The organism is Flavobacterium sp. W21_SRS_FM6 (assembly GCF_052119645.1).
Lineage (GTDB): Bacteria > Pseudomonadota > Gammaproteobacteria > Enterobacterales > Alteromonadaceae > Paraglaciecola.
In genome coordinates this window covers 332,821-354,591 of sequence record NZ_JBGQOM010000005.1, presented here as the reverse complement: position 1 = coordinate 354,591, position 21,771 = coordinate 332,821, and the positions used below count along the sequence as shown (strand labels likewise).

Annotated in this window: 14 protein-coding genes; 10 read left to right on the top strand and 4 right to left on the bottom strand. The window is 40.9% G+C overall.

Annotated elements, in window-relative coordinates; all coding sequences use genetic code 11:
• Positions 1-353 precede the first annotated feature (353 nt).
• The gene (locus tag ACEN2L_RS11220; RefSeq protein ID WP_441743761.1) at positions 354-6,404 is read right to left on the bottom strand and encodes an ATP-binding protein; all 6,051 of its coding nucleotides are present in this window, start codon (positions 6,402-6,404) and stop codon (positions 354-356) included.
• A 1,174-nt stretch (positions 6,405-7,578) separates the two neighbouring features.
• Here ACEN2L_RS11220 and ACEN2L_RS11215 point away from each other — a divergent pair.
• The 6 genes from ACEN2L_RS11215 to ACEN2L_RS11190 all read left to right on the top strand — a co-directional run bounded on the left by ACEN2L_RS11215 (position 7,579) and on the right by ACEN2L_RS11190 (position 13,571).
• Complete coding sequence (locus ACEN2L_RS11215) at positions 7,579-7,956, top strand: hypothetical protein (protein WP_306022802.1); 378 nt, start codon at positions 7,579-7,581, stop codon at positions 7,954-7,956.
• 81 nt (positions 7,957-8,037) lie between these two features.
• Positions 8,038-8,520, top strand: coding sequence for a YchJ family protein (locus ACEN2L_RS11210; RefSeq protein WP_441743759.1), 483 nt, complete (start codon positions 8,038-8,040; stop codon positions 8,518-8,520).
• Between the two features lie 357 nt (positions 8,521-8,877).
• Positions 8,878-9,711 carry an HAD family hydrolase gene (locus ACEN2L_RS11205; protein WP_441743757.1) on the top strand — a complete coding sequence of 278 codons (834 nt, stop codon included), beginning with the start codon at positions 8,878-8,880 and terminating at the stop codon, positions 9,709-9,711.
• A 641-nt stretch (positions 9,712-10,352) separates the two neighbouring features.
• Positions 10,353-11,024, top strand: a complete 672-nt coding sequence (locus ACEN2L_RS11200) for a nitroreductase (RefSeq protein ID WP_441743755.1) — start codon at positions 10,353-10,355, stop codon at positions 11,022-11,024.
• A 154-nt stretch (positions 11,025-11,178) separates the two neighbouring features.
• A complete protein-coding gene (locus ACEN2L_RS11195; RefSeq protein WP_441743753.1) occupies positions 11,179-11,619 on the top strand; it encodes a MaoC family dehydratase in 441 nt (146 codons plus the stop codon).
• Positions 11,620-11,897: 278 nt separating this feature from the next.
• Positions 11,898-13,571 (top strand): sensor domain-containing diguanylate cyclase, encoded by a 1,674-nt coding sequence (locus ACEN2L_RS11190; protein ID WP_441743751.1) that lies wholly within the window; start codon positions 11,898-11,900, stop codon positions 13,569-13,571.
• Positions 13,572-13,611: 40 nt separating this feature from the next.
• On the opposite strand, the gene ACEN2L_RS11185 is transcribed toward ACEN2L_RS11190, so the two are convergent.
• From ACEN2L_RS11185 to ACEN2L_RS11175, 3 genes are all read right to left on the bottom strand, one after another.
• Positions 13,612-14,619: a hypothetical protein gene (locus tag ACEN2L_RS11185; RefSeq protein WP_441743749.1), complete on the bottom strand. Its 1,008-nt coding sequence runs from the start codon at positions 14,617-14,619 to the stop codon at positions 13,612-13,614.
• A gap of 147 nt (positions 14,620-14,766) precedes the next feature.
• The gene (gene puuE / locus ACEN2L_RS11180; protein ID WP_441743747.1) at positions 14,767-15,675 is read right to left on the bottom strand and encodes an allantoinase PuuE; all 909 of its coding nucleotides are present in this window, start codon (positions 15,673-15,675) and stop codon (positions 14,767-14,769) included.
• A gap of 9 nt (positions 15,676-15,684) precedes the next feature.
• The gene (locus ACEN2L_RS11175; RefSeq protein WP_441743745.1) at positions 15,685-16,347 is read right to left on the bottom strand and encodes a TetR/AcrR family transcriptional regulator; all 663 of its coding nucleotides are present in this window, start codon (positions 16,345-16,347) and stop codon (positions 15,685-15,687) included.
• A 201-nt stretch (positions 16,348-16,548) separates the two neighbouring features.
• On the opposite strand from ACEN2L_RS11175, the gene xdhA reads away from it, so the two are divergent.
• Genes xdhA through uraD form a run of 4 tightly spaced genes read left to right on the top strand, consistent with a single transcriptional unit; the run spans position 16,549 to position 21,770 of the window.
• The gene (xdhA, locus tag ACEN2L_RS11170) at positions 16,549-18,036 is read left to right on the top strand and encodes a xanthine dehydrogenase small subunit (RefSeq protein ID WP_441743743.1); all 1,488 of its coding nucleotides are present in this window, start codon (positions 16,549-16,551) and stop codon (positions 18,034-18,036) included.
• Positions 18,029-20,377: a xanthine dehydrogenase molybdopterin binding subunit gene (xdhB, locus tag ACEN2L_RS11165; protein ID WP_441743741.1), complete on the top strand. Its 2,349-nt coding sequence runs from the start codon at positions 18,029-18,031 to the stop codon at positions 20,375-20,377. The genes xdhA and xdhB overlap by 8 nt, the downstream gene beginning before the upstream one ends.
• Positions 20,374-21,267, top strand: a complete 894-nt coding sequence (gene xdhC, locus ACEN2L_RS11160; RefSeq protein ID WP_441743740.1) for a xanthine dehydrogenase accessory protein XdhC — start codon at positions 20,374-20,376, stop codon at positions 21,265-21,267. The genes xdhB and xdhC overlap by 4 nt, the downstream gene beginning before the upstream one ends.
• Complete coding sequence (gene uraD / locus ACEN2L_RS11155) at positions 21,264-21,770, top strand: 2-oxo-4-hydroxy-4-carboxy-5-ureidoimidazoline decarboxylase (protein ID WP_441743738.1); 507 nt, start codon at positions 21,264-21,266, stop codon at positions 21,768-21,770. Before xdhC ends, uraD begins: the two co-directional genes overlap by 4 nt.
• Position 21,771: the final 1 nt, after the last annotated feature.

The following is a 21,771-nucleotide window of genomic DNA, read 5'->3' as shown; positions in this document are numbered from 1 at the left end:
GTCATGTATCACCTGATGAATATGAAAAGTTGTTTTCAATGGCAAGCTGAGTGTCTATGAAATTGGGGGAAGATCAGTCTCCAATTGGCACAAATTTGCCCTTCAGCTTACACCTAGCTTTCCGCAAATAGTTGGCGTAAATGCACAACAGCTTCACGCCCATAGCGGACCAAATGAGTTGTCAGTTCTAACGGCATTGATACTGAGGTAAAGGACATGGAAAGATGCATAGCACTAAAGGAATAGACATTATCAAACAGCTAGCGGGGCAACTGCCTACCCCGCATTTAGTAGTCGTATATTAGCCCCAAGCTCGGATCGCAAAATATCTTACAGGCTAGTTAAATTCTCCGTTATTTTACTGGATTGGAAACGTCTACCCTAGTTTTTCTTGTTAGTTGAATAACTTTGCAATCCGTTATTTTATTGATCTTTTCTATCAACTTTGGATGCATGAGCACTTCAGCTCCTTTTAACTCTATTACATCAGTATCATAAGATTTTTCGTGAATTTTTTGCCAATTACGAAATATCAAGACATCTTGTCCTGTTTCATCGTGTAACGTAAATAAATTACTAGGTCTCAAGTTTAGAGCAGATATTAAGCTTGCATGCGGAACTAAAACCTCCACTTTGCCCAGGAAGGTATTGTATTCACCAACACCAAAACAAAGACCAACTGGAAGCTCTATATCGTCAAGTATGTTACTTTCCCACCGAATATCATCAACTTGATAAATCGGCGGTGCATTTTCCGGAGCTGGAAACTCTTCAGGTTCAATTGCTAAGGCAGAATGAATAGTTATCTTTTCTTTAGCTTCATTTGAAAAACTGTTCGAGTCGAAAATCCATTGCCGCTCTACATAGGCAGCTCTAACCCATCCCTTATATTTCCCCTCGCTGGTAAGATAATATAATTCACGACTCTTACTAGCGTCCTTTACCTCGATAGGAAGAGGATAGGTTTCACGATTGCTTTGAAGTTCATGACAGGCAATGTAAACCTCTACGTCTGGAAGTAAGGATATAGCCAATTCAATAGCTTCATCTGGGTCATGAATTTCTTGACTCTCAATCGCTAAGTTATTAAGGACCTCGTTCGTGGTAATCTCGGCCAGTTCTTCATCCCAACCTAAAACTTGAACACCGGGATAACAGTCGCCTCTATCTCCATAAGCTAAATGTAATCGCACTTTCCACTGTTCTTTATTAAATTTAGAGCTTGTCAATCTGAAGTTGAGTGCGTCTGCATAATTTTGGGCGAAGTTATTCCACATAGAGCTTAGGAGAAATGTTTTACTAGATTTATCCATTGAAAGAAGCTGTCTAACGTACCTAGCTTCTAAAGGCTTTTTAGGAATATCAATTTTAAATTCCCGATGTGCATAAATTCCCAGCTTTTTTAATAAGGCTCTAGAGGAATTTTTTATGATCCAAAATGGAGAGTCCGCATAGAGCAGTAGTAAGGGTTTTATACCGTGTGATATTGAGTAAGTTTCGGAATCGTATCGCAATAACATTGCAACTAATACTTCAATGGATGAAATAAGTGCTGACTCTGATAAGTACCACATTAGAGGCTTTACTAGATTAATATCGCTAGTTTCAACCAAGCTTTTTATAGCTAAAAGTGTTTGATGTTTGATTGCAATGTATGGAGAGTCTAATTTAGCTAGTAACAATGCAATGATACCCTCTTCACGAGACCAGCAACGTGGTTCTTTCACAGGAGATAGGTTCAACCAGCAATATGCATTGTCATCAGTTAAGGGTAACCTATGTTTGATGACGTCATATGCCGCCCACCACGCTATATTTGCATCATCGTGCAATCCAATACTCGATAATCGACAAATTATGGCCTCTGTAATACCGTGGTTGTAACTATTACTAGAAATTAAATGCCCTACACCTTTAGCAAATACTTTAAGTGCTAGCTCTTTATTATTCTCAATTGCACTGAGTAGGTAATGCTCAGAGCGCTCATCACCTATATTACCCCATCCACTATTGCCGCGCCGATAGACATAAGCGAGTGTATACGCGATAGATGCTAGGCTACATTTATTAAAACGGCTAAACCCTTCAGCCAAGTCAATGATTGGGTGGTAATCTGCCATGTATGCGGAATTTGCCTTCTCAACAAACATTGTTAAATACTCGCCTGCTTGTTGTTCACTAGTAGCTTCAGAATACTCATAAAGGGCATAGCCAAAGAAATTTACAAAGGCATCTAAACAGAATTGCCCCCTAGAATTCATTTTGTCTGTAACGAAATTTATAATTCTTCTGAAATTAGTGTCTTTATTCGCAGAGAGTTCGTTGTTCAAAGGTAAATGAAGTCTAGGTGTAAGCTTAAGTCTAATGCATTCAATACCCTTAATTGATTTTGAAGTAGTAGGTTTTTTATTTTGGCTTTTAGCTGAAACTTTTTTAGAAATAGTTAATCCGTGCTCTTTCGCAAACCCTTTTAGTAGTGGAATAACTTCTTCACTGTATTTGAACGTGCTACTAAAATACCTTTTAACTAGACTTTCAAAATATTTTTTACCTAATTGTTTGTCTATATCATGAAATTTTCTAATAATTTCTAGCTCTTCAAATATTCTCTCTTTGGCATCCCCCTCATATCTAAAATTGAAGTCTGTAGTGGTACAAAGAACGTGATAAGCTGCTGGTGTAATTGAATCCTTGAAGTATTCATCAAGCAAGCTATTCGTCGCTCTATCTAAAATCCAGCTCACACCACCATCATAGTTATGGAGTGTGGTACTAAGCACTTCCATTGCAACTTTTAAATTAGAACGGCAAAGGCTAGAGAACCAGTAATTTATTGCATGTTTTGTTTCTCGACCATCCGTATGTCTGCTCAATGCTTGAGCTAATGGTAGTGATTTTAAGAATGCTCTTTTTCCTTGTTGCCAATTCGACTTGGTGATGGCGGGCAATGAATTTAAAATTTCGTTGATAGTTACATCTTTTCGCCATCCGTAAGCGCATAAGTATTGAGCAATTTTCATCCATTCAGATTTAGCGTCTTGATGGTGTCCAAATGAAGAGAGTAGATAAGCGAGAGACATACCAATTTCTGCATGACTCTCAAAATACGTACCGTAAGACTCTGTAGTTTCCTTAATATCTTTACAGAATTTTAAAATGGGCTTTTGTGCATGCTTAATATGACTTATCGTACGTAATTGTCTAAGCAGAGCTATTGTTTGTATCGGTCCACTATCACTTCTGTCCAAAGATGTCCCTGTTTCATCCATAGCAATCTTGATGTGACTAATGCACTCTTCAAATTCGTATTCTGTTTGGGTTAGCTTTAAGCCATCAATGATAGACTCGATAATCAAAGCCTGAACACGGTACAAATCACAGGTTCGTGGTTTACCTTTAAATGGCTCGGTATTAACAGAAATAACTTTGAATACATTTGAAATCGAACCGTTAAGATCAGATGCACGATATTCTGCAATTCTTAGTAAAAATTCCAGCCATTGGGTATACCAATTCCCTCCTTTTCTAATCCTTTCAAGCTCTTCTCCAAAATATTCCTGATTTACATGTAATGACAGATACCACTCAAGAATGTTTTCATACTCAGGAGAATAATCTCCGATAGATAGAGGAATCGCATTGGGCTTTTTCGATAAACTTTCACATTGTATTGTATTGGCGCCTAGCATAAAGCAATGCTTTATTTTACTTAGGCTATTTAAACGATTAACGGCTAGGTTGGCATAATCTGCACGTTCATAATCAGAAATGCGCTCTGCTTTGCACAAATGAGCAATACCAATAATTGTGTTAGCATTTATACATTTTCTTCGAGAGAAGAAATTTACTAATCTGCGGTTTATTTCAGCCCCAAAATAAGGTTGCAACGCACTAATCAACTCATGAATGTAGTCTTCTTTAACAGCTTTTCTTTGTTTTACTAAATACTTGATAAGCCTCTTATAACCATATAATTTTCCTTTTGTAGCAATTAAACCTTTGAACCGATTTATTGAATGTTGAAAGTTTTCGTCGTAATGAGCTTTGCTACCTAAAGAGGCTTGGAGCTGGCTTTCTTGTTCGTCTGAGTCTTTAACTAAATATTCACCCCATGGAGCAACATAACCAGCGTCGTCGATCAGAGTGCAAACAGCGAGTCCTAGGCTTGGTGGCAACGTTGGTTTTCCATCAAATACCAATCGCTCGGAGGTTTGTTCAGCACCAAAAACTTGAGTGAATGTTTCCCAGTAATCCAATTGGTCGTGTAATTTTTCTTCGAAGCAAGTATGTGAAGATCGTTTTAACTCCGACAACCTTGCAAGTGACGCCCAGTTCTGAGTTTGAGAGGCTACCTTTAATGCAATATTTAGGTTTTTCTCTATCGCAATTTCCGGGTGACCATATTCGACGCTCTTTGATAAGAAGTTAGTTGTAACGAGTTCAATAACTTTGTCAGTTTCTTTTTGTCGTATTAGCAAGACAAGTAAAAAACGATAAGACTTTGCAGATTCGTAGAACCCAAGGTCAACAAACCACTTTGTTATTGGCTGTAGGATTAAAGTTATATCAGTTTTATTAGGTTGGCTTTCAATAACAAAGCGCCTAAAACTCTCATGGTAAATGCGCACACCGCCTTGGCCTGTTACCTCAGTTAAGATGGGTGACAGGTGTTTAATACTGCTATCAATAATTGGGGAAAGCAGCGGTAGTGCCTGTTTAAGTTCTTCAATGGTAATGCCAAAATCTATTAATCCGAGAATGTTTGCTATTAATAAAGTCCCGTCGTCTATATTAGAAAGGAGATATTTATAGTATGAAATTACATTGCCATTTAGATTAGGCTTTTTAGCAATCCAATCATACAAATCATGTTTAGTATTAATATAACGCGTATTAATGTTGTCCTTCGCTAAAAATGTGGCGTATAGAGGGTTTCCCTCTGATTTTAAAAAAATAGTCTCTACTACGTTATTGAACGTCAGATTAAAAGTGTTATGGCAAAAGCTCTGGACTTCTAAAGCAGTCAAAAGAGACTGGATTTCAAATTGGTTCCAAGGCGGAACTCCATTAATGCATATACGCTGTCCAAGTGTCTCTTTTATACGATCTAAGTGTTTGCCAGGCTGCGAACCTAGTATCAAAATGACATTGTGTGGTAGAGTTAAATTGCAAATCTGACCAATTATGTCAGTATCTGTTAAGCTCAATTGCTCGGATTCTGATAAAACTCTACTAATATGATCTAAACCATCAATTATAAGGACAACGGTATTTTCATACTCAGAGCTAATTCCAATCGCTTCATTTAAGGAGTCAAAAGTGGATGAATATCTAGATGAAAGTTTGTCTCTTAAGTTTGGTATTTTGTTTGATAATTCATATAGTAGGTTCGCGAATAAGCTTTCTGTACTTACTCTTCTTTCGAGTTCTTCATCTCCTGGTTCAAGGTAGCAATAATGATTTGCTACACATATTCCTTGGTCTTCAAGTTTGTTTGAAAGTTGAGCTAAACTCCAAGATTTGCCAGCACCCGGGCTACCTAAAACGATTTGATGTTTTAACTCTTTAATATTCGATATTAAAGACTCATCGAATATTTCTCTTTTTATAAAAACATCAAAATTTACCGGGAAGTTTTGATTTATTTTTCCAAAATCAGTTCTTAAACTAAGTTCTATTTCAATACTTTTTGGTGTATGAGTAGCGTTTTGAGTTCTAGCCAAATTAGCTAAAGAAATAGCGAGAGCCGAAAAGTCTATAGAGTCTCTGTCTTGATTTGGGTATGAACCAATACCGACTTTGCTTTTCACCAAGTTTATTAGATCTTGTTCGAGAACACTTGGTTCATTTAAGCTCTCACTTGAAATCGGAAGCGCTAACTCAATTGTAAAAGCGCCACAAAATTCTATAAATTTTTGTCGATTATATTTCGCGTTTTGCAAAGGTTGCCATAAAGGTAAGCCATTATTAGGCCAGATCGCATTGGCGTCTAACTTAAAGTTCACACTTGAAGAATTTTGAATGCTTTTAGTGGTTGGAACTTCAATTAAAAAGTCAGTATTAGAGGGGACTAACCACGTTGCACATAAAAAGTATAGATCTTTCTTGCTGTCCGATTTAAGAAAGCTATCGAACAATAAATCTATTCGAATATCGGAGGACTTTATTATTAGTTGAGAAATCTGAAATTGTTTTGCTTTATTTCTGCTCGACTTTATCTGGTAGTGAGAATAGCGATCTGCATGTTGAATATGTATGTCATCAAATATGTCTCCCAAGAAGCGCTTTTTGTCTACTGCAATACTTTCATATCTCTCGGTGAGGCAGCGCATCATAAAGAAAGCAGTGAAAATATCTTGATATCTATAGCCTTGGTGAGCTGGGGTTAATCCGCGACCTGACAAACTGTTTCCTTATTTTGCTATCTTGCTGTTCTGATGGTATTTGGATACTTAAATGATGTCCAAAATTTTAATAGTTTATCGATTTGTCGACTTGAGATAAATAAGGAAGACACCAACATAACATGCTTGTTTAAAACATGAAATCGAAGAATATTTTAGTGGAAAAATTGATATTTTTCAGATGGTTATTTTGTTACTAATCACTTGTTCGGTTTAATTATAGCGAAGTTTATTGGTTCAGAGTACTCATAGAAGTTGCTGGAATGCCATGCGAATGCATCCGCGAAACAAATACATGAATAGTTGTGTCAACATCGTTATTTTATTTTCAAATCAGCCTGATTGGAGTAGATATATTTGCTGCTGAGCGTCCACTATCTCAATTTTGCCGTTCGATCAGATAAGTTGTTTAGTCCGCTTTGGGTCCAGACTGTGTGAAAACAGCTGATACTCGTCAATCTTAGCCATTATATGGCTCCCTATGGTATTCAGATATATTTAACTGAAATAATCAACATATTGCGATTACGATATTGATGATTTTGTATAGAACTCTTTGCCACACCAATGCTTCCGTTAATGCGGTTTTAAACGCATATAACGGGATATTATCCCTCTATTGCTGATATCAAGTTCTGTGTTCCCATTATCGACATCATTCGTTTGATATTATAAGCCAACATATTTTCCGTGGCTCCCGTTTAGATTGGGTACATTGAGAGTGGATTTTACAATCCCGACAAGCGGAGCAATCAAAGTACATGCGTAGCTTTCTTCCTTCCTGTACCCGTTTCAGTGGTATCACAGCGGTATTGAGGCTCATTGTTAGGCGGACAGATGTAAACATCTTTCGTATTCAAGTTTTCATAATGCTTGCCCTCAAAGCGGGCCTTATGAGAGTAGAAAACCAAATTTATAATGTTAAACGATGATGTAAGCCAGCTAACACCTAAATTTGAAGTTAAGAGGCTATTATGGCCAAATCACGATATTTACAAATTTACAGCCCCCCTATTAAGCTATCTCATTGATCTATAACAATTACATTCGATTGTAAAAAATGACAGTGTATTAAAAACCTACAAATATAAACAAAAAAAACACTTGCATGATTATTTATACAGTACTACTGTATACAAAACCACTGTATAAATAATCACTAGTAGGTAAACTTATGGCAAAGTTACATGCATTATCAACCCAATCTCAACGAAGCACCGTTGTGCAACAAATTGTTGCGCCGCAGTTTAGTTTACAAAGCCAAGGGCTAAACCAACAGAAGTGGACCTATTTACTGGCTAACCATATTCAATTCAATGAAAAAGCTGACTTTGTGATTAAGTTACCCAAACCACAAACCGTGACTTTAAAAGAGTGGTTAGAAAAAATTATTACTAGTGGCCAATGTAACCTGTTATTTGTTGAACAACTTAGTATCGATGAAATTGCCCATCACCGCATTCAACAGCTTTGTGCTATGCACAATGTGACGTTAATCAATTTGTTACCCAACAAAAAAACCAGCGCGCAAATTGTTCAAGGGCCTTGGTAAGCATTATCTGCACTAATTTCTGCTGTTGTTTGTTAATTCGCTTAGTTAAAATACTGCAACTGAGTTTTTAGAAGATCCCTTATGCAGTCTTTAGTTAGCCCTTGTTATTGTGGTAATGAGCAAGATTTCGGCTCTTGTTGCGAGCCACTTTTATCAGGTAAACAGGTTGCCCAAAGCGCCGAAGCCTTAATGCGCTCGCGGTTTTGTGCTTACCGCTTACAAAACTACGAATATGTTCTCGCCACTTATGCACAAGCGCAACAAAAACATCTGAATATACATGATATCGCGCAGGGGGCGGCAGACACTGCATGGCTGCGTTTAGTGGTAGTTAAAACCCAGCAAAAACAGACTACGGCTAAGGTAGAGTTTCGAGCCTACTATCAAGTAGAAACGCAGTATTATCTGATGCATGAGACGTCTGATTTTATCCAGCAAGACCAAAAATGGTATTACACCTCTGGTAAAATGCATCAAGACTCGGGCCCATACATGCAGCAACGCAATGATGTGTGTTTGTGCGGCAGTGGTAAAAAATTCAAAAAATGTTGTTCTGGTTTATAGCGTTTAATAGTTTAACCGTTTGGGACTTTTTGTAAGTATTGCTGCTATTTTTAGCTTTAACCCTTGTTACTTTGCGTTTGTTGGCCGGCTCCTGAGCCAAAGTGCTAGATTCTATCATGCTGAATTATGTAGCCTAAGTGCTTGATTTTAAATATAGGTAGATTCACCACGTTGCTATTAAGGACTACGCTAGACCTGTTTTAGTTTTAGACTTGAGAAGGTTTGAATTTAACTCGAACACTAAGCAAATAATAAGCTGAGTAAACTAATTTGGTTGTTAATGCGTATAATGGCTGTTGCATCTAATCCCTAACTAGGCAACCTTTTCGCCTCAACGCACGAGCTGTAGAAATTATTATGGATCTTATTTTTTTCGACTTAGATGGCACACTGTTAAACGATGCATCTGAAATATCGACATTTACCAAAGACACCCTCAACCTGCTAAAAGATAAAAATATTGCTTATACGGTAGCCACCGGACGCACAATGCTTTCAGCTCAGCGCATCATAGATGGGCATTATTTCGACTTACCGCAAATATACAATAATGGCGTTACCGTTTGGGATCCTAAAGTCCAGCGATTGACTTTTGAAAATTTGCTCAGTCAATCAGAAATCACCACCATTGTCGATTGCGCCCTATCACAAGGTATCGCTCCTTTTGTTAACGCCATTGATGCGCCAAATAAAATTGAGCATCATCATTATATTTTCCACGCTGAAACACGCCACGAAGTAGAGCGAGAACTCATTCGTAAGTTTTTTTCTCAAACTGATGCAAAGCTTCTACCTTTACATGCCCTACCTAGCAACAGTCATGTAACCAATATCAGTATGATTGGCAAAGCAGATATCATCAGTAAGATGTGGCAAGAACTTAATACCCATACGAATTTAATTGCTTATTCAGGCCCAGCACTTGAAGGTAGAGGTTATCGTTGGATGGATGTGCATCACTGTCTTGCTAACAAAGGTAGTGCGGTAACAAACTTAAAAAAGCAATTAGGTGCCAGCAACGTTATTTGTTTTGGCGATGGTGATAACGACCTGAGCATGTTTGCTTTAGCGGATGAAAGTTATGCGCCTGAAAATGCCCGAGACGAAGTCAAACAATCGGCAAGCGGTGTTATTGGTCACAATCATAAAGATGGTATCGCGCACTTTTTACGCGAACGCTTTTCATTGTAAGAGCCTAATAAATTTTTAAGGAATCATTGTCGTTTTCTAGGGCTTGCTGACCTTTAAAAGCAAAATGGCGGCATCTTAAACCCAAAACAGTCCTACTGCTGTAATGGTCAACTATAAAGAGCGGTGGCTAAGCACAGAGCCTTCCTTAATACCGAGGTGAGTCGGCCCTTGTGTATTTTTTGTTTATCTGAAGCGCGTTTTTTTGTCGCCCACTAAACCTGCAAACATCGGCGGTGCCTCATTGAAATACAGGCTGCTACAACCATGCACATAAAAGTTCAACAAGTCATATATTGTGTTTAACGCTGGGTTGCCTACTTACTGAACTTTGGATGAGCCGCGGCTCTCAATAACGCTCTTATTGCGCCTAGCAGCGCTGGGGTTTCTAGCAATAGTCAGCTATTTCGTACGAAATCCAGCCCTACTATCCACAAAACTTTCGTCACCGAGTGAATATCAGCTCGGGTAGAAACCGCTAATCTTTCGTTTGTAATTGAAGTTATAACGACACTTCTTATCCAGAGTTCGGGTTACTTTTGCATTTATTTTATCAATTAACGGCTATTGATAAGATAAAGTGTCACAAATAATTTTCCCTCTTTAAAGTTAAGGCTTTCTTGAACTTAAAATAAGAGGTGTGTATGAATTTTGCAGAATTTGCGGCATCACGAAAAAGCGTGCGTGGTTTTAGTAAACAAGCCGTTACTAAAGAGGTCGTTGATGCTGTTATTAACGCCGCGAAATGGGCGCCCTCTTCTTACAATACCCAAACCTGGCGCATTCATGCTGTTACAGGTGAGGTTCTTGATAAAATCCGCGAGGGTAATACCAATAATACGCTAGCAGGGAAACCTAATGTTCGGGATTTTCCCTACAAAGAAGACTATCAAGGTATTCACAGACAACGACAAATCGATGTCGCAGTACAATTGTTTGAAGTCATGGGAATTAGCAGAGAAGACAAAGAAAAGCGCATGGACTGGATGATGAGAGGTTTTCGGCAGTTTGATGCCCCAGTATCATTGGTACTAACTTACGATAAAGCATTAGAGCCTGCGGGTATCACCCAATTTGGTTTAGGCTCTTTAGCCTATGGCATAGTACTGGCGGCATGGGATCTTGGCCTTGGCTGTGTCATTAATGGTCAAGGTATTATGCAATCAGATGTTGTACATCAACATGCGCAAATTCCTGACAATGAAGCCATTATGATTTGTATCGCAATGGGTTACCCTGACGAGAATTTTCCAGCCAATGATGTTCGCTCTACTCGAGCCGATAATAAAGACTTTGTTACTTATCACGGCTTCTAACTGTTTATTTTAATTAAATAAGCAAAACCCGGCCCTCTAGGGTCAGAACATCTAAAGTCCGATTATCTGCTTTAGTCTGCCCTTTTTTGCAAATCTCAAGACGGCTAAGGTAGATAACCTGCAGAATGCAATCTGATTAACTACAGGAGCTCATATGTTCTTTGAAGACTTTTATCCTGGGCAAACAGCTCAGTTTGGTGCTTATTTAGTGACCGAAGCCGAAATCAAAGAATTTGCCGGTAAATATGATCCGCAATTTTTTCATCTCGACAACGAAGCAGCAAAACACTCTTTATTCGGCGGCTTGTGCGCAAGTGGTTGGCACACTGCGTCGATGTTTATGCGAATGTTAATTGATAATTTGCCAGAAGAACATGGTTCACTCGGTTCGCCAGGTATTAATAATCTCAGGTGGTTACACCCTGTTTATCCAGGCTATATACTAAATGTGAAAAGCACGGTAAGCGAATGTAGGTTGACAGAAAGTAAGCCAGGAGTTGGTTTAGTTTGCATGAATTACCAAGTATTAAATCAAGATGGGCTTATTGTCATGAGCTTAGAATCTAAGGCCTTTTTCAAATCTAAAAATATCTAGTTTTTCTTGAGCTGATTCAAAAAACAAAAAAGTTACATTTTTTTACCTCAACCATGAAAGTAAGTCCGTGACTGAATACGACGCTTTTGTCTTTGTTTGCAGAGTGTCCTTCCAACCAAACGTGTTAATCGTTTAAGGTGTTGTTTATAGTTGTTAGACAAAAGGTCATTGAGGATATAATCTAACAATATCGACGGTATGTTAGGTTGAATATCATTCGTTATTCATGCTTGTTTTTATTATTTTTTAGTTTTTGCTGCATCAGCAAAACTATTGAGTTGTCTGCAGTTTCTGACGAATTTTTCATCAATGAGCACCTTGATTTCCTTCAATCGACTGATGAAAATTTAACTTTCGAACAAGTCTTTCAACAATATCAACTCAGTAGTTTTTCACAAAAGCAAAATAGCAAGGTCAGTTTCGGCTTTACCAGCGATGTGGTGTGGGCGTCAGTATCAATAACTAATTCTAGTGCTGATAGCATTAAGAAAGTGTTTTACATTGATAGTGCTTGGTTAGATCGCGGCGATTTTTATTTTATACGCCACAACGCCCTAGTGAAGCAAAACTCAATTGGCGATACATTGCCTTTTGCCGAAAGACCAAATCGCACCCGCATGATGACGCAACAATATGTGTTTGAACCAGGCACTACCGATGTGATTATGCGCTTTAAGTCAAACGATCCTCTACTGATCCCTATTTATTTGACCGACGAGAGTCTAGTTCAAAACAATGTTGCTTTATCCAGCTACTTCTATGGTTTTCTATATGGCGCATTTTTTATATTGCTGATTTATAACATCGCGCTTTCTGTTGGTCTAAAGGACGTTCGCTACGTCTTTTACTCCTTGTATCTACTGTCTTTTTTAAGCCTCAACATTGCGTACACTGGCCATGGATTTAAGTATATTTGGCCGGATAATTTGTATGTCCAAAGTTGGGCAATGATCATCTTTTTATACTTTTACATCATATTTGCAATCGCCTTTTGCTTTGAATTCCTTAAATTAAAGGTATTCACGCCCCGCTTATACAAGCTTAAAATCTGGATTTATGCGGCTTTGATTATCATAGGCGGTTCGTTATTTATCACCGGTAAGCAACTTCTTGCCGTGCATATTGGAGTGATATTAACCTCACTGTTGGTCGTTGTTTTTATATCTTTAGGGTTTGTAACCTTTAAATCTAACCACCGTGTCGTGCAATTTTTTATTCCCGCCGTTTTAATGGGAGCTGGTGGCGCGGCTATTTCGGCAGCAACAACGTGGGGGATCATTTCATACAATGCCATGTTATTTCACAGTATTGAAATCGGTATGCTGATAGAGATGTTCATTTTTGCTTTAGCCTTGGCATTTGATTTAAAAGAAGTGAATAAAGCTCGCCTAATTGCAGAAGTAGACGCTCAATTTGATCATCTAACCGCTTTGTATAACCGGCGAGCTTTTAGCTCTGTGGCAAACAACCAATGGCATTTAAATCTCAGACTTCACAAAAACATGTCGATGATTTTGCTGGATATCGACTGGTTTAAAAAAATTAATGATGACCATGGCCATGCAGCGGGCGACGCAGTCCTGAAAAAAGTAGCCTCAATCTTAAAAAATAAGGTTCGAAAAAGTGATGTTTTAGCTCGCTGGGGTGGAGAAGAATTTATTATATTCTTGCCGAATACCAACAAGGTAGCAGCGACTGGGCTTGCAAATACCTTACGGGAAGACATTCAAGCTCTGCGCGTTATTCATGATGGTCAGTCGCTTACGGTGACTGCCAGTTTTGGTGTGGCTGGCTATGTTAATCACTTAAGCCGACTTGAAGAGTTAATCAAACTTGCCGATGTGGCGTTATACCAAGCAAAAGATAGCGGTCGCAATACCGTCTTCGAACTACCCGACGAACCTGATAACTCACCATCAATGCATCACGCCACATTAGAGTTAAAATCTTAAGTTTCGTGTTACTAACATTGTGTTGTTAACCCGTACCCCGTTAATTAAAGGTGAAACGCTCGACTAACCCCTCTTTGCCAGCCCCCACACAGCCTAGTTTGTCATCACAACTTAAACTCCAGATGTTATTTGTACTCAAAGAGGTCCAAGTATCAGCGTCTTCTTGCCACAGGCTGACGCCTTGAGGATTAGAAATTAGTACATGCGTGGTATTGTTTGTCGTTATTAGCGCTGAGCCATAAATTGCTCCTTTGAGAGGAACAATTGGTAGGTCATACCACACATGCGTATCTAGGTTGTAGCGCTTCGCTACAGCAGGCTGTTGTTCTGTTTTCAAACTACCACCAAAGGCATACAGCCATGGTCCATTCTGTTGCACACTGAATATACCTGCGGCTTCGCCTCCACCAAAAGGAGTGTCAATAACTTGCCAAGTTTTTTCTTGTTTCACTAAAATACGCGGATTTTGGGTATTGCCGGTACCGATATAGATAGTTTTATTTTGCCCTTGATTTATACACGTGCCGCTTGAAGCAAAACCACCCTCATTGGCTTGCGCCGCAAAAGGTAGACTTTGCCTTTGCCACGTTGCCCCGCCATCCTGAGTGGCCAAAATAAATAAACCTGTCTTATCAGAATCACCATATAACCAAGCCTGTTGCATAGAGCTAAAGTGCAAACAATCATAAAAGGTCTCTGGCGCCATGCCTTGTGCTTGAAGTTGCCAATTAGCTAACGTGCTATCACTGCGATAAACACGGGATGCTGCCCCCTCACCCGCACTCATTATTACCACTGAACCATCTTCTAAGGGCTGAATATCCCGAAATTGCAGGCTCTGAGTCTCTGCAGGGCCCGCAACTTTCTGCCAATGAATACCATTATCTTGACTATGAAAAATACCTCCCTGCGTACCGCTTGCCCAAATTGAAGGCCCAATACGATGAACAGCCTGAAAATCAACCGTAGGATCAAGCGTACTAACCGTGCCAGCACTGACGCTAAAGCCAAAGACAACACTGACAATACATAGTGACTTTTTAAACATGAGGTATTCTTAATTATTTACGATGAAGCAACACCTTACCTCATAATAGCAATGAAGATAAGGCACTTAATACACGGCCATAAGATCGTTAGCCAACAGAAAATAACCCAAGCAAAAGCCTAAGTTATTTATCAAGGTTACCTTACTTTATGCAACAAAGGGGTGATGTTCTTGCCAATGACGTGCAATTTCTTCCCGGGTACATAACCATACCCTGTCATGGCTTTGCACATATTCAATAAAACGCTGTAATGCTGCCATCCGCGCAGGTCGGCCAACGATACGACAATGTAAACCAATTGATAACATCTTAGGTGCAACGTCGCCCTCAGCATACAAGACATCAAAAGCGTCTTTAAGGTACTGATAAAACTGCTCTCCACTATTAAAACCTTGCGGCGTAGCAAAGCGCATATCATTCGTATCCAAGGTATAAGGTACAATTAGTAAGGGTTTATCGTGTTGGGTATCGTAATAGGGTAAATCATCAGCATACGAGTCAGCACAGTAGAGAATATCGTCGCGCTCAGACAACAGTTTTAAGGTGTTTGGGCTGGTACGGCCGGTATACCAGCCTGCGGGTTTACTGCCGGTGATTGCCTGATGAAGCTGAATAGCGGCATGGATCATTTTCTTTTCTTGCGCTTCAGGCATATTTTGAAAGTGGATCCAGCGCATGGCGTGACTGGCGATTTCCCAATTTGCACTTAACATAGCGGCCACGGCTTCAGGGTTTCGTTGCAAAGCCATCGTCACACCAAAGACCGTTATCGGTAATTTATACTGTTCAAACAAGCGATGTAAGCGCCAAAAACCGACGCGACTGCCATATTCATACATAGACTCCATACTAAGATGTCTATCAGGATAAGCTTGCGCACCAATGATTTCAGACAGAAATACTTCAGAGGCTTCATCACCGTGCAATACACAATTTTCACCGCCCTCTTCGTAATTCAGCACAAACTGAACAGCAATTTTAGCCTGATTGGGCCATTTTGGATCAGGTGGAAATTGCCCATAACCAATTAGATCTCTAGGATAAGCATGACTCATAAGTGTCCTTTAATTCTTTGTTTTAGTTGTTATAAATGTGTCAGGTACGGCTAGACCACAGCCCTTCAAAATAAGTGCCACCAAATTGTTGGTCGCATCCTTAAAGTCATTTTCATCCATAGGCTTACCCCTGAGTTCGGTAATTTGAATGGCAAAATCCGCATAGTGCTGACACGTTGCCCAAATATTAAACAATAAATAGTGTGGGTCCAATGCTGATAATTTATCGTGTTCAATCCACTGTTCAATTACCTGTACTCGGGCTTTCATCCAACTAGCGTGTTGATCTTTGAAAAAGCCGCTCAAATTTGGTGCACCGTTGATTATTTCTAGTGCAAATATTTTGGAAGCATCGGGCCGTGTGCGTGAAATCTCCATTTTGTCGGCAATATAATTGGCCAATACACTGGCTGGATCATCATCAACTGTGGCATGGTCAAATTCGCCATTCCACAAACTGAGTATGTCTTCTAATAAGGCTAAATAAAGGCCTTCTTTACTTTTAAAATAATACAGTACATTTGTTTTGGGTAATTGTGCGCGATCTGCAATATGCTGTACACGCGTGCCAGCAAAGCCATGTAGAGCAAATTCCACTTCTGCAGCGGCCAAAATCTTATGACGATTTATGGCGCCGATAGTGTCGTCCTTCTGGTATTCCTTTTGCTTCATATTACTCTCAGTTGTGTTTATTCAATTCACTAGTGCGCCACTCACACCCTGCTTTTTTGTTTATTGATTTACCTTTCGTAGATGGTCATAAGCAATAACAATTCCAACCCTTGACCAAATGGTCTAGTTTTTGATTGTAATTCAGAAACGCTATCGTGATAATAGCAAATAAGATCAATATGCAAATGTGTCGAGGCCTCAATGTTTCAATTTTTACTCAACGACAAGCTCGTTAGTTATAGCCCTAAGCAGGCTGATTTAACCGTGCTTGAATATTTGCGCGAACACCAAAAACTGACGGGTAGTAAAGAAGGCTGCGCATCGGGTGATTGTGGTGCGTGTACCGTGGTGTTGGCCGAAACGAAAGCAGAGCTTACTGGGCAATGTGAAAACACCACAGATAAGTTACATTATCGCTCAGTCAATAGCTGCATAACCTTCATGTCAGCTTTACAAGGCAAGCAGCTAATTACCGTTGAACATCTTTCTCAAAACGGTCAACTCCACCCTGTTCAACAAAGTATGGTAGACAATCATGCTTCCCAATGTGGCTTTTGCACCCCTGGTTTTATTATGTCGATGTTTGCCCTTTATCATCGTAATGACGAGGCAAACCGTGAAACCGTAAATCATGCCTTATCGGGTAATTTATGTCGTTGCACTGGTTATCGCCCCATTATTGATGCCACCATTCAAGCATGCGCCAATAAACAAACGGATTCATTTGACAGAAACAGTGCAGACACGATTGCTCAACTGAATAACATTAAGCGCACCCAAGAAAACCAGCAACATCTGTTATTGCCCGATTCAAGGTCGCGCTTAGCGCAGGCAATAGCCACTTATCCTGAAGCACCATTATTTGCTGGCAGTACTGACTTAGCCCTTCAAGTAACGCAACAGTTACGTTCGTTTCCCACTTTAATTTCACTCAGCCGGGTCAAAGAGCTCACGCAACTAAGGGTTCAAGAAGATGGTTTGTACATTGGTGCGGCGCTTCCTTTTAGTGATATCGAACACACTTTATTAAGTCACTTTACAGCCCTTGAAGAATTATTCACGCGCTTTGCGTCTTACCCTATTCGCAATCAAGCAACGCTTGGCGGCAATGTGGCTAACGCCTCGCCCATCGGTGATATGCCCCCTGTTCTGTTAGCCTTAAATGCACATATTCATCTCGACAATGGCACACAAAGACGCACCATCGCTGCCAAAGACTTCTTTTTAGATTATCGCCAAACCGCTATGGTGCAAGGCGAATGGATTGAAGCGATATTTATTCCTTTTTTAGGCAAAGACTCTCACCTTAAGGCCTACAAAATATCCAAGCGTATGGAAGACGACATTTCAGCGGTGTGCGCAGTATTCAACTTGCAATTAAAAGACGACCTGGTAGTAAAAATTGACTGTGGATTTGGTGGTGTTGCGGCAACCCCTGCGAGTATTGAATTAAACGAGTTGTTGCGCGGAAAATCCTGGTCTGCAGCAGCAACCTTTGACTTGGCCTTGCCTTTAATACGAGATAGTTTCACGCCAATCGACGATGTACGAGCCTCAAAAGAGTACCGAGTAGAGATGCTGGTTAATCTTTGGCGGCGTTTTTGGTTAGAGACTAATAGTCAGCAACAGTCTATTGCTACGCGAGTTGTAAACCTAAATCAGCCGTTCAAAGGGGCCAGCCATGCGTAAGCTAATTGAAGCGTCAACTAAACCAACTTCGACCTTCAGCACTGCAGGTAAGAGTCAGCCCCATGAAAGTGCTAAACGCCAAGTGAGTGGCTCTGCCCGTTATGTAGATGACATGCCCGAACCTGTAAACTTACACCATGCAGCGGTCGGTTTAAGTCAGGTCACGCGAGGCATCCTTACCCAGCTAGATTTACGTGAAGTAAAAGCCAGTGAAGGTGTGATAGATGTCATCACCGTAGATGACGTACCGGGGCACATAGACATTGGCCCGGTATTTAAAGGCGATCCGATTTTTGCTAATAAAGAAATTTTATATCATGGCCAAGTCTTATTTGCAGTATTGGCCACAAGTACCACATTAGCGCGCCAAGCAGCATTAAAAGCCAAGGTAGAGGTTGAACACAGTAAAGCGTGTTTAAGTGTTGAACAAGCCAGAGCTGAAAGCTACTTTGTTCGCCCGATGCATAAAATGCAACACGGTGATTTTGCACAAGGTTTTGCCGCGAGTCCTTTGCACGTTTCAGGTGAGCTAAAAATTGGTGGTCAAGAGCACCTTTACCTTGAAGGGCAAGTTTCGCTGGCCATTCCTGAAGAAGAAGACCGCGTTGTAGTGTATACCTCTAGCCAACACCCCAGCGAAGTGCAAAAGTTAATCGCGGAAGTCCTTGATGTTAGATTGCACAAAGTCGTGGTTGATATGCGGCGCATGGGCGGCGGTTTTGGTGGCAAAGAAACACAAGCTGCACAGTGGGCCTGTATAGCTGCCCTGTTGGCAAAACGAAATGATGTTGCAGTGAAACTTCGTTTACCTCGCATGCAAGACATGCAAGCTACGGGTAAGCGCCATCCGTTTGAAAACAGTTATCAAGTCGGATTTGATGAGCAAGGGGTTATCAAAGCGACTTACATGGATATCAACGGTATTTGTGGCCATTCGCCAGATTTATCTGACGCCATTGTCGACAGAGCCATGTTTCATTGTGACAATGGATATTATCTTGGTGAATGTACCGTTGAGGGCTACCGCTGCCGTACTAATCATGTGTCACACACAGCCTATCGCGGCTTTGGTGGACCACAAGGTATGATCATGGCTGAGGCGATGATGGATAAAATCGCTAGAAAGATCGATTGCGATCCGCTCACCGTCAGACTTCGCAATTTATATGGCCCAGAAGGCAAAGACACCACGCATTATGGCATGAAGGTAGAGCATAACTTACTGCCTGAAATCATGGATAGACTGACTCATACCGCAGATTACTGGCAGCGCCGAGCAGAGATCACTGCATTTAATGCAACTAGCCCGGTGATTAAAAAGGGCCTTGCCTTAACTCCGGTTAAATTTGGTATTTCATTTACCGCTAAACACCTAAACCAAGCTGGTGCGTTGTTGCACGTTTATACCGATGGCAGCATGCAAATCAACCATGGCGGCACCGAAATGGGCCAAGGTTTGCATACTAAAATTGGTCAAATCGTAGCCAATGAATTTGCTGTACCACTTGATTGGGTTGAGGTGACATCTACACGTACTGATAAAGTACCCAACACTTCGCCTACTGCCGCGTCGTCAGGCACTGACATGAATGGTAAGGCGGCGCAAAACGCCTGTATTGAAATAAAACAACGCTTGGCACAGCTGTACGCTAAAGAATGCAATGCAGAGCCGCAAGATGTCATTTTCGTTGATCAACAGGTTCACTGCAAACAACACCGTATTGAATTTGTCGAACTCATTCAAAAAGCCTATTTTGCCCGTGTGTCACTTAGCGCTACGGGGTTTTATAAAACCCCTAAAATTCACTACGATCGTGAAATAGGTAAAGGTCGGCCCTTTTTCTATTTTGCTTATGGTGCAAGTTGCTCTGAGGTGTCGGTTGATACCCTTAGCGGTGAATACAAAGTTGAACGCGTGGATATTTTGCACGATGTAGGTACAAGCTTAAATCCTGCTATTGATATCGGCCAAATTGAAGGCGGTTTTGTGCAAGGCATGGGCTGGGTTACCAGTGAAGAATTGTTGTGGGATAAAAGCGGTAAACTGCTCAGTCATAACCCTGCAACCTATAAAATTCCGGCCATTGGAGATATTCCTGATAAATTTAACGTAGAACTGTTCCCAAGGCCTAACGGTGAAGACAGTATTTACCATTCTAAAGCAGTGGGTGAGCCACCATTTATGTTGGCAAACTCGGTTTGGTGTGCCTTAAAGGATGCTATATCCAGTATTACGCATTATAAACTTGATCCTCAGCTACCCTTGCCCGCTACGCCAGAAAAAGTCTATTGGGCAGTATGTGAAGCTCAACGCTTTGCTGGCAAAGGATCATCGCTATGATCAAACCGCGCACCTGGTTTGATGCTTTGCATCACTGCCAACAACAAGGTGAAAGTTACGTACTAGTAACCTTGCTCGCCACCGCAGGGTCAACGCCGAGAGACGGCGGAACTAAAATGCTGGTTTGTGCCGATGAAACCTTTGACACCATTGGCGGCGGTAATCTCGAACACATCGTCACGCAGCGGGCTCGTGGTTTACTTGTTGAGAGTCAAAACCACCAAGCGCGCAGCGAGCATAATACCCAGCACCTTGAGCACTTTCCCTTATCCAGTAAATTAGGCCAATGCTGCGGCGGTGCGACCAATGTACTATTTGAAGTCTTTGTCGCGCATTGTCAGCAATTGGCTATTTACGGTGCAGGTCACGTTGCACAAGCCTTAGTACCGATTATTGCCCAATTGCCGCTACAAATTTTGTGGATTGATGAGCGCGAGACACTGTTTCAAGACTTCAAACCTCATCATCCTAGCCTTAGCAGCAACCTTAAGTATTGGGTCAGTGACGACCCAGTCGCCAGTGTTAATCAGCTCAAACCACAGGCTTGGATGCTGGTGATGACACACAATCATCAACTCGATTTTGATTTGGTCACCGCCGGTTTAGCGCGCCCTGACATCGCCTATTTAGGCATGATTGGTTCGGATACTAAAGCAAGGCGCTTCACCACAAGGTTAGGTCATCGAGGGCTTAATCAATTAGACATAAACCGTCTAATTAGTCCGGTAGGTGAGCTAAATATCCCAGGTAAAGAGCCAATTAATGTTGCGGTTTCAATTGCCGCGCAATTAATGCAGCGCCTCGATAGTGGCAAGCAGGATCCCATCGAACAAAAAGCCAAGTGGCAATATAACCGCCAGCTTATATCCACCCTGGAGACGAATAAATGACACTAAGTGAACTGAATGAATTACCCAGTGATGAAGCATTTAGCTGGTTTAGCCAATGCTGTGTATCAAGCCACTGGTGTAAATTGATGGTTGACGCTCTACCGTTTTCTGACCTCGCTAGTCTCCTCTCATGGGCCCAACAAAACTGGCAAGCGTGTAGCAAGCTTGACTACCTTGAAGCCTTTGATGGCCATCCGATGATTGGTGATGTAGCGTCACTGCGTGCTAAGTATGCCAGTACTAAGGCACTGGCGAGTAAAGAGCAACAAGGCGCTGCTGAGGCAGACGAAGCTACCTTGATAGAATTGAGCGAAATGAACCATAAATACCTCGCTAAACACGGCTTTATTTTCATTATATGTGCCACCGGGCTCAGTGCACAGACCATGCTTAATGCACTAAAGGCCCGTTACGATAACGATACTGCCACTGAAATTTCATTGGCTGCTGCTGAGCAGTTGAAAATCACCCTATTACGCATTAACAAAGGATTAAGCCATTAAT

Excerpts from the sequence above, each read along its gene's own strand:
- ACEN2L_RS11215 (WP_306022802.1), top strand. The coding sequence starts at position 7,579 with ATGGCAAAGTTACATGCATTATCAACCCAATCTCAACGAAGCACCGTT.
- ACEN2L_RS11210 (WP_441743759.1), top strand. The coding sequence starts at position 8,038 with ATGCAGTCTTTAGTTAGCCCTTGTTATTGTGGTAATGAGCAAGATTTC.
- ACEN2L_RS11205 (WP_441743757.1), top strand. The coding sequence starts at position 8,878 with ATGGATCTTATTTTTTTCGACTTAGATGGCACACTGTTAAACGATGCA.
- ACEN2L_RS11200 (WP_441743755.1), top strand. The coding sequence starts at position 10,353 with ATGAATTTTGCAGAATTTGCGGCATCACGAAAAAGCGTGCGTGGTTTT.
- ACEN2L_RS11195 (WP_441743753.1), top strand. The coding sequence starts at position 11,179 with ATGTTCTTTGAAGACTTTTATCCTGGGCAAACAGCTCAGTTTGGTGCT.
- ACEN2L_RS11185 (WP_441743749.1), bottom strand. The coding sequence starts at position 14,619 with ATGTTTAAAAAGTCACTATGTATTGTCAGTGTTGTCTTTGGCTTTAGC.
- puuE (WP_441743747.1), bottom strand. The coding sequence starts at position 15,675 with ATGAGTCATGCTTATCCTAGAGATCTAATTGGTTATGGGCAATTTCCA.
- ACEN2L_RS11175 (WP_441743745.1), bottom strand. The coding sequence starts at position 16,347 with ATGAAGCAAAAGGAATACCAGAAGGACGACACTATCGGCGCCATAAAT.
- xdhA (WP_441743743.1), top strand. The coding sequence starts at position 16,549 with ATGTTTCAATTTTTACTCAACGACAAGCTCGTTAGTTATAGCCCTAAG.
- xdhB (WP_441743741.1), top strand. The coding sequence starts at position 18,029 with ATGCGTAAGCTAATTGAAGCGTCAACTAAACCAACTTCGACCTTCAGC.
- xdhC (WP_441743740.1), top strand. The coding sequence starts at position 20,374 with ATGATCAAACCGCGCACCTGGTTTGATGCTTTGCATCACTGCCAACAA.
- uraD (WP_441743738.1), top strand. The coding sequence starts at position 21,264 with ATGACACTAAGTGAACTGAATGAATTACCCAGTGATGAAGCATTTAGC.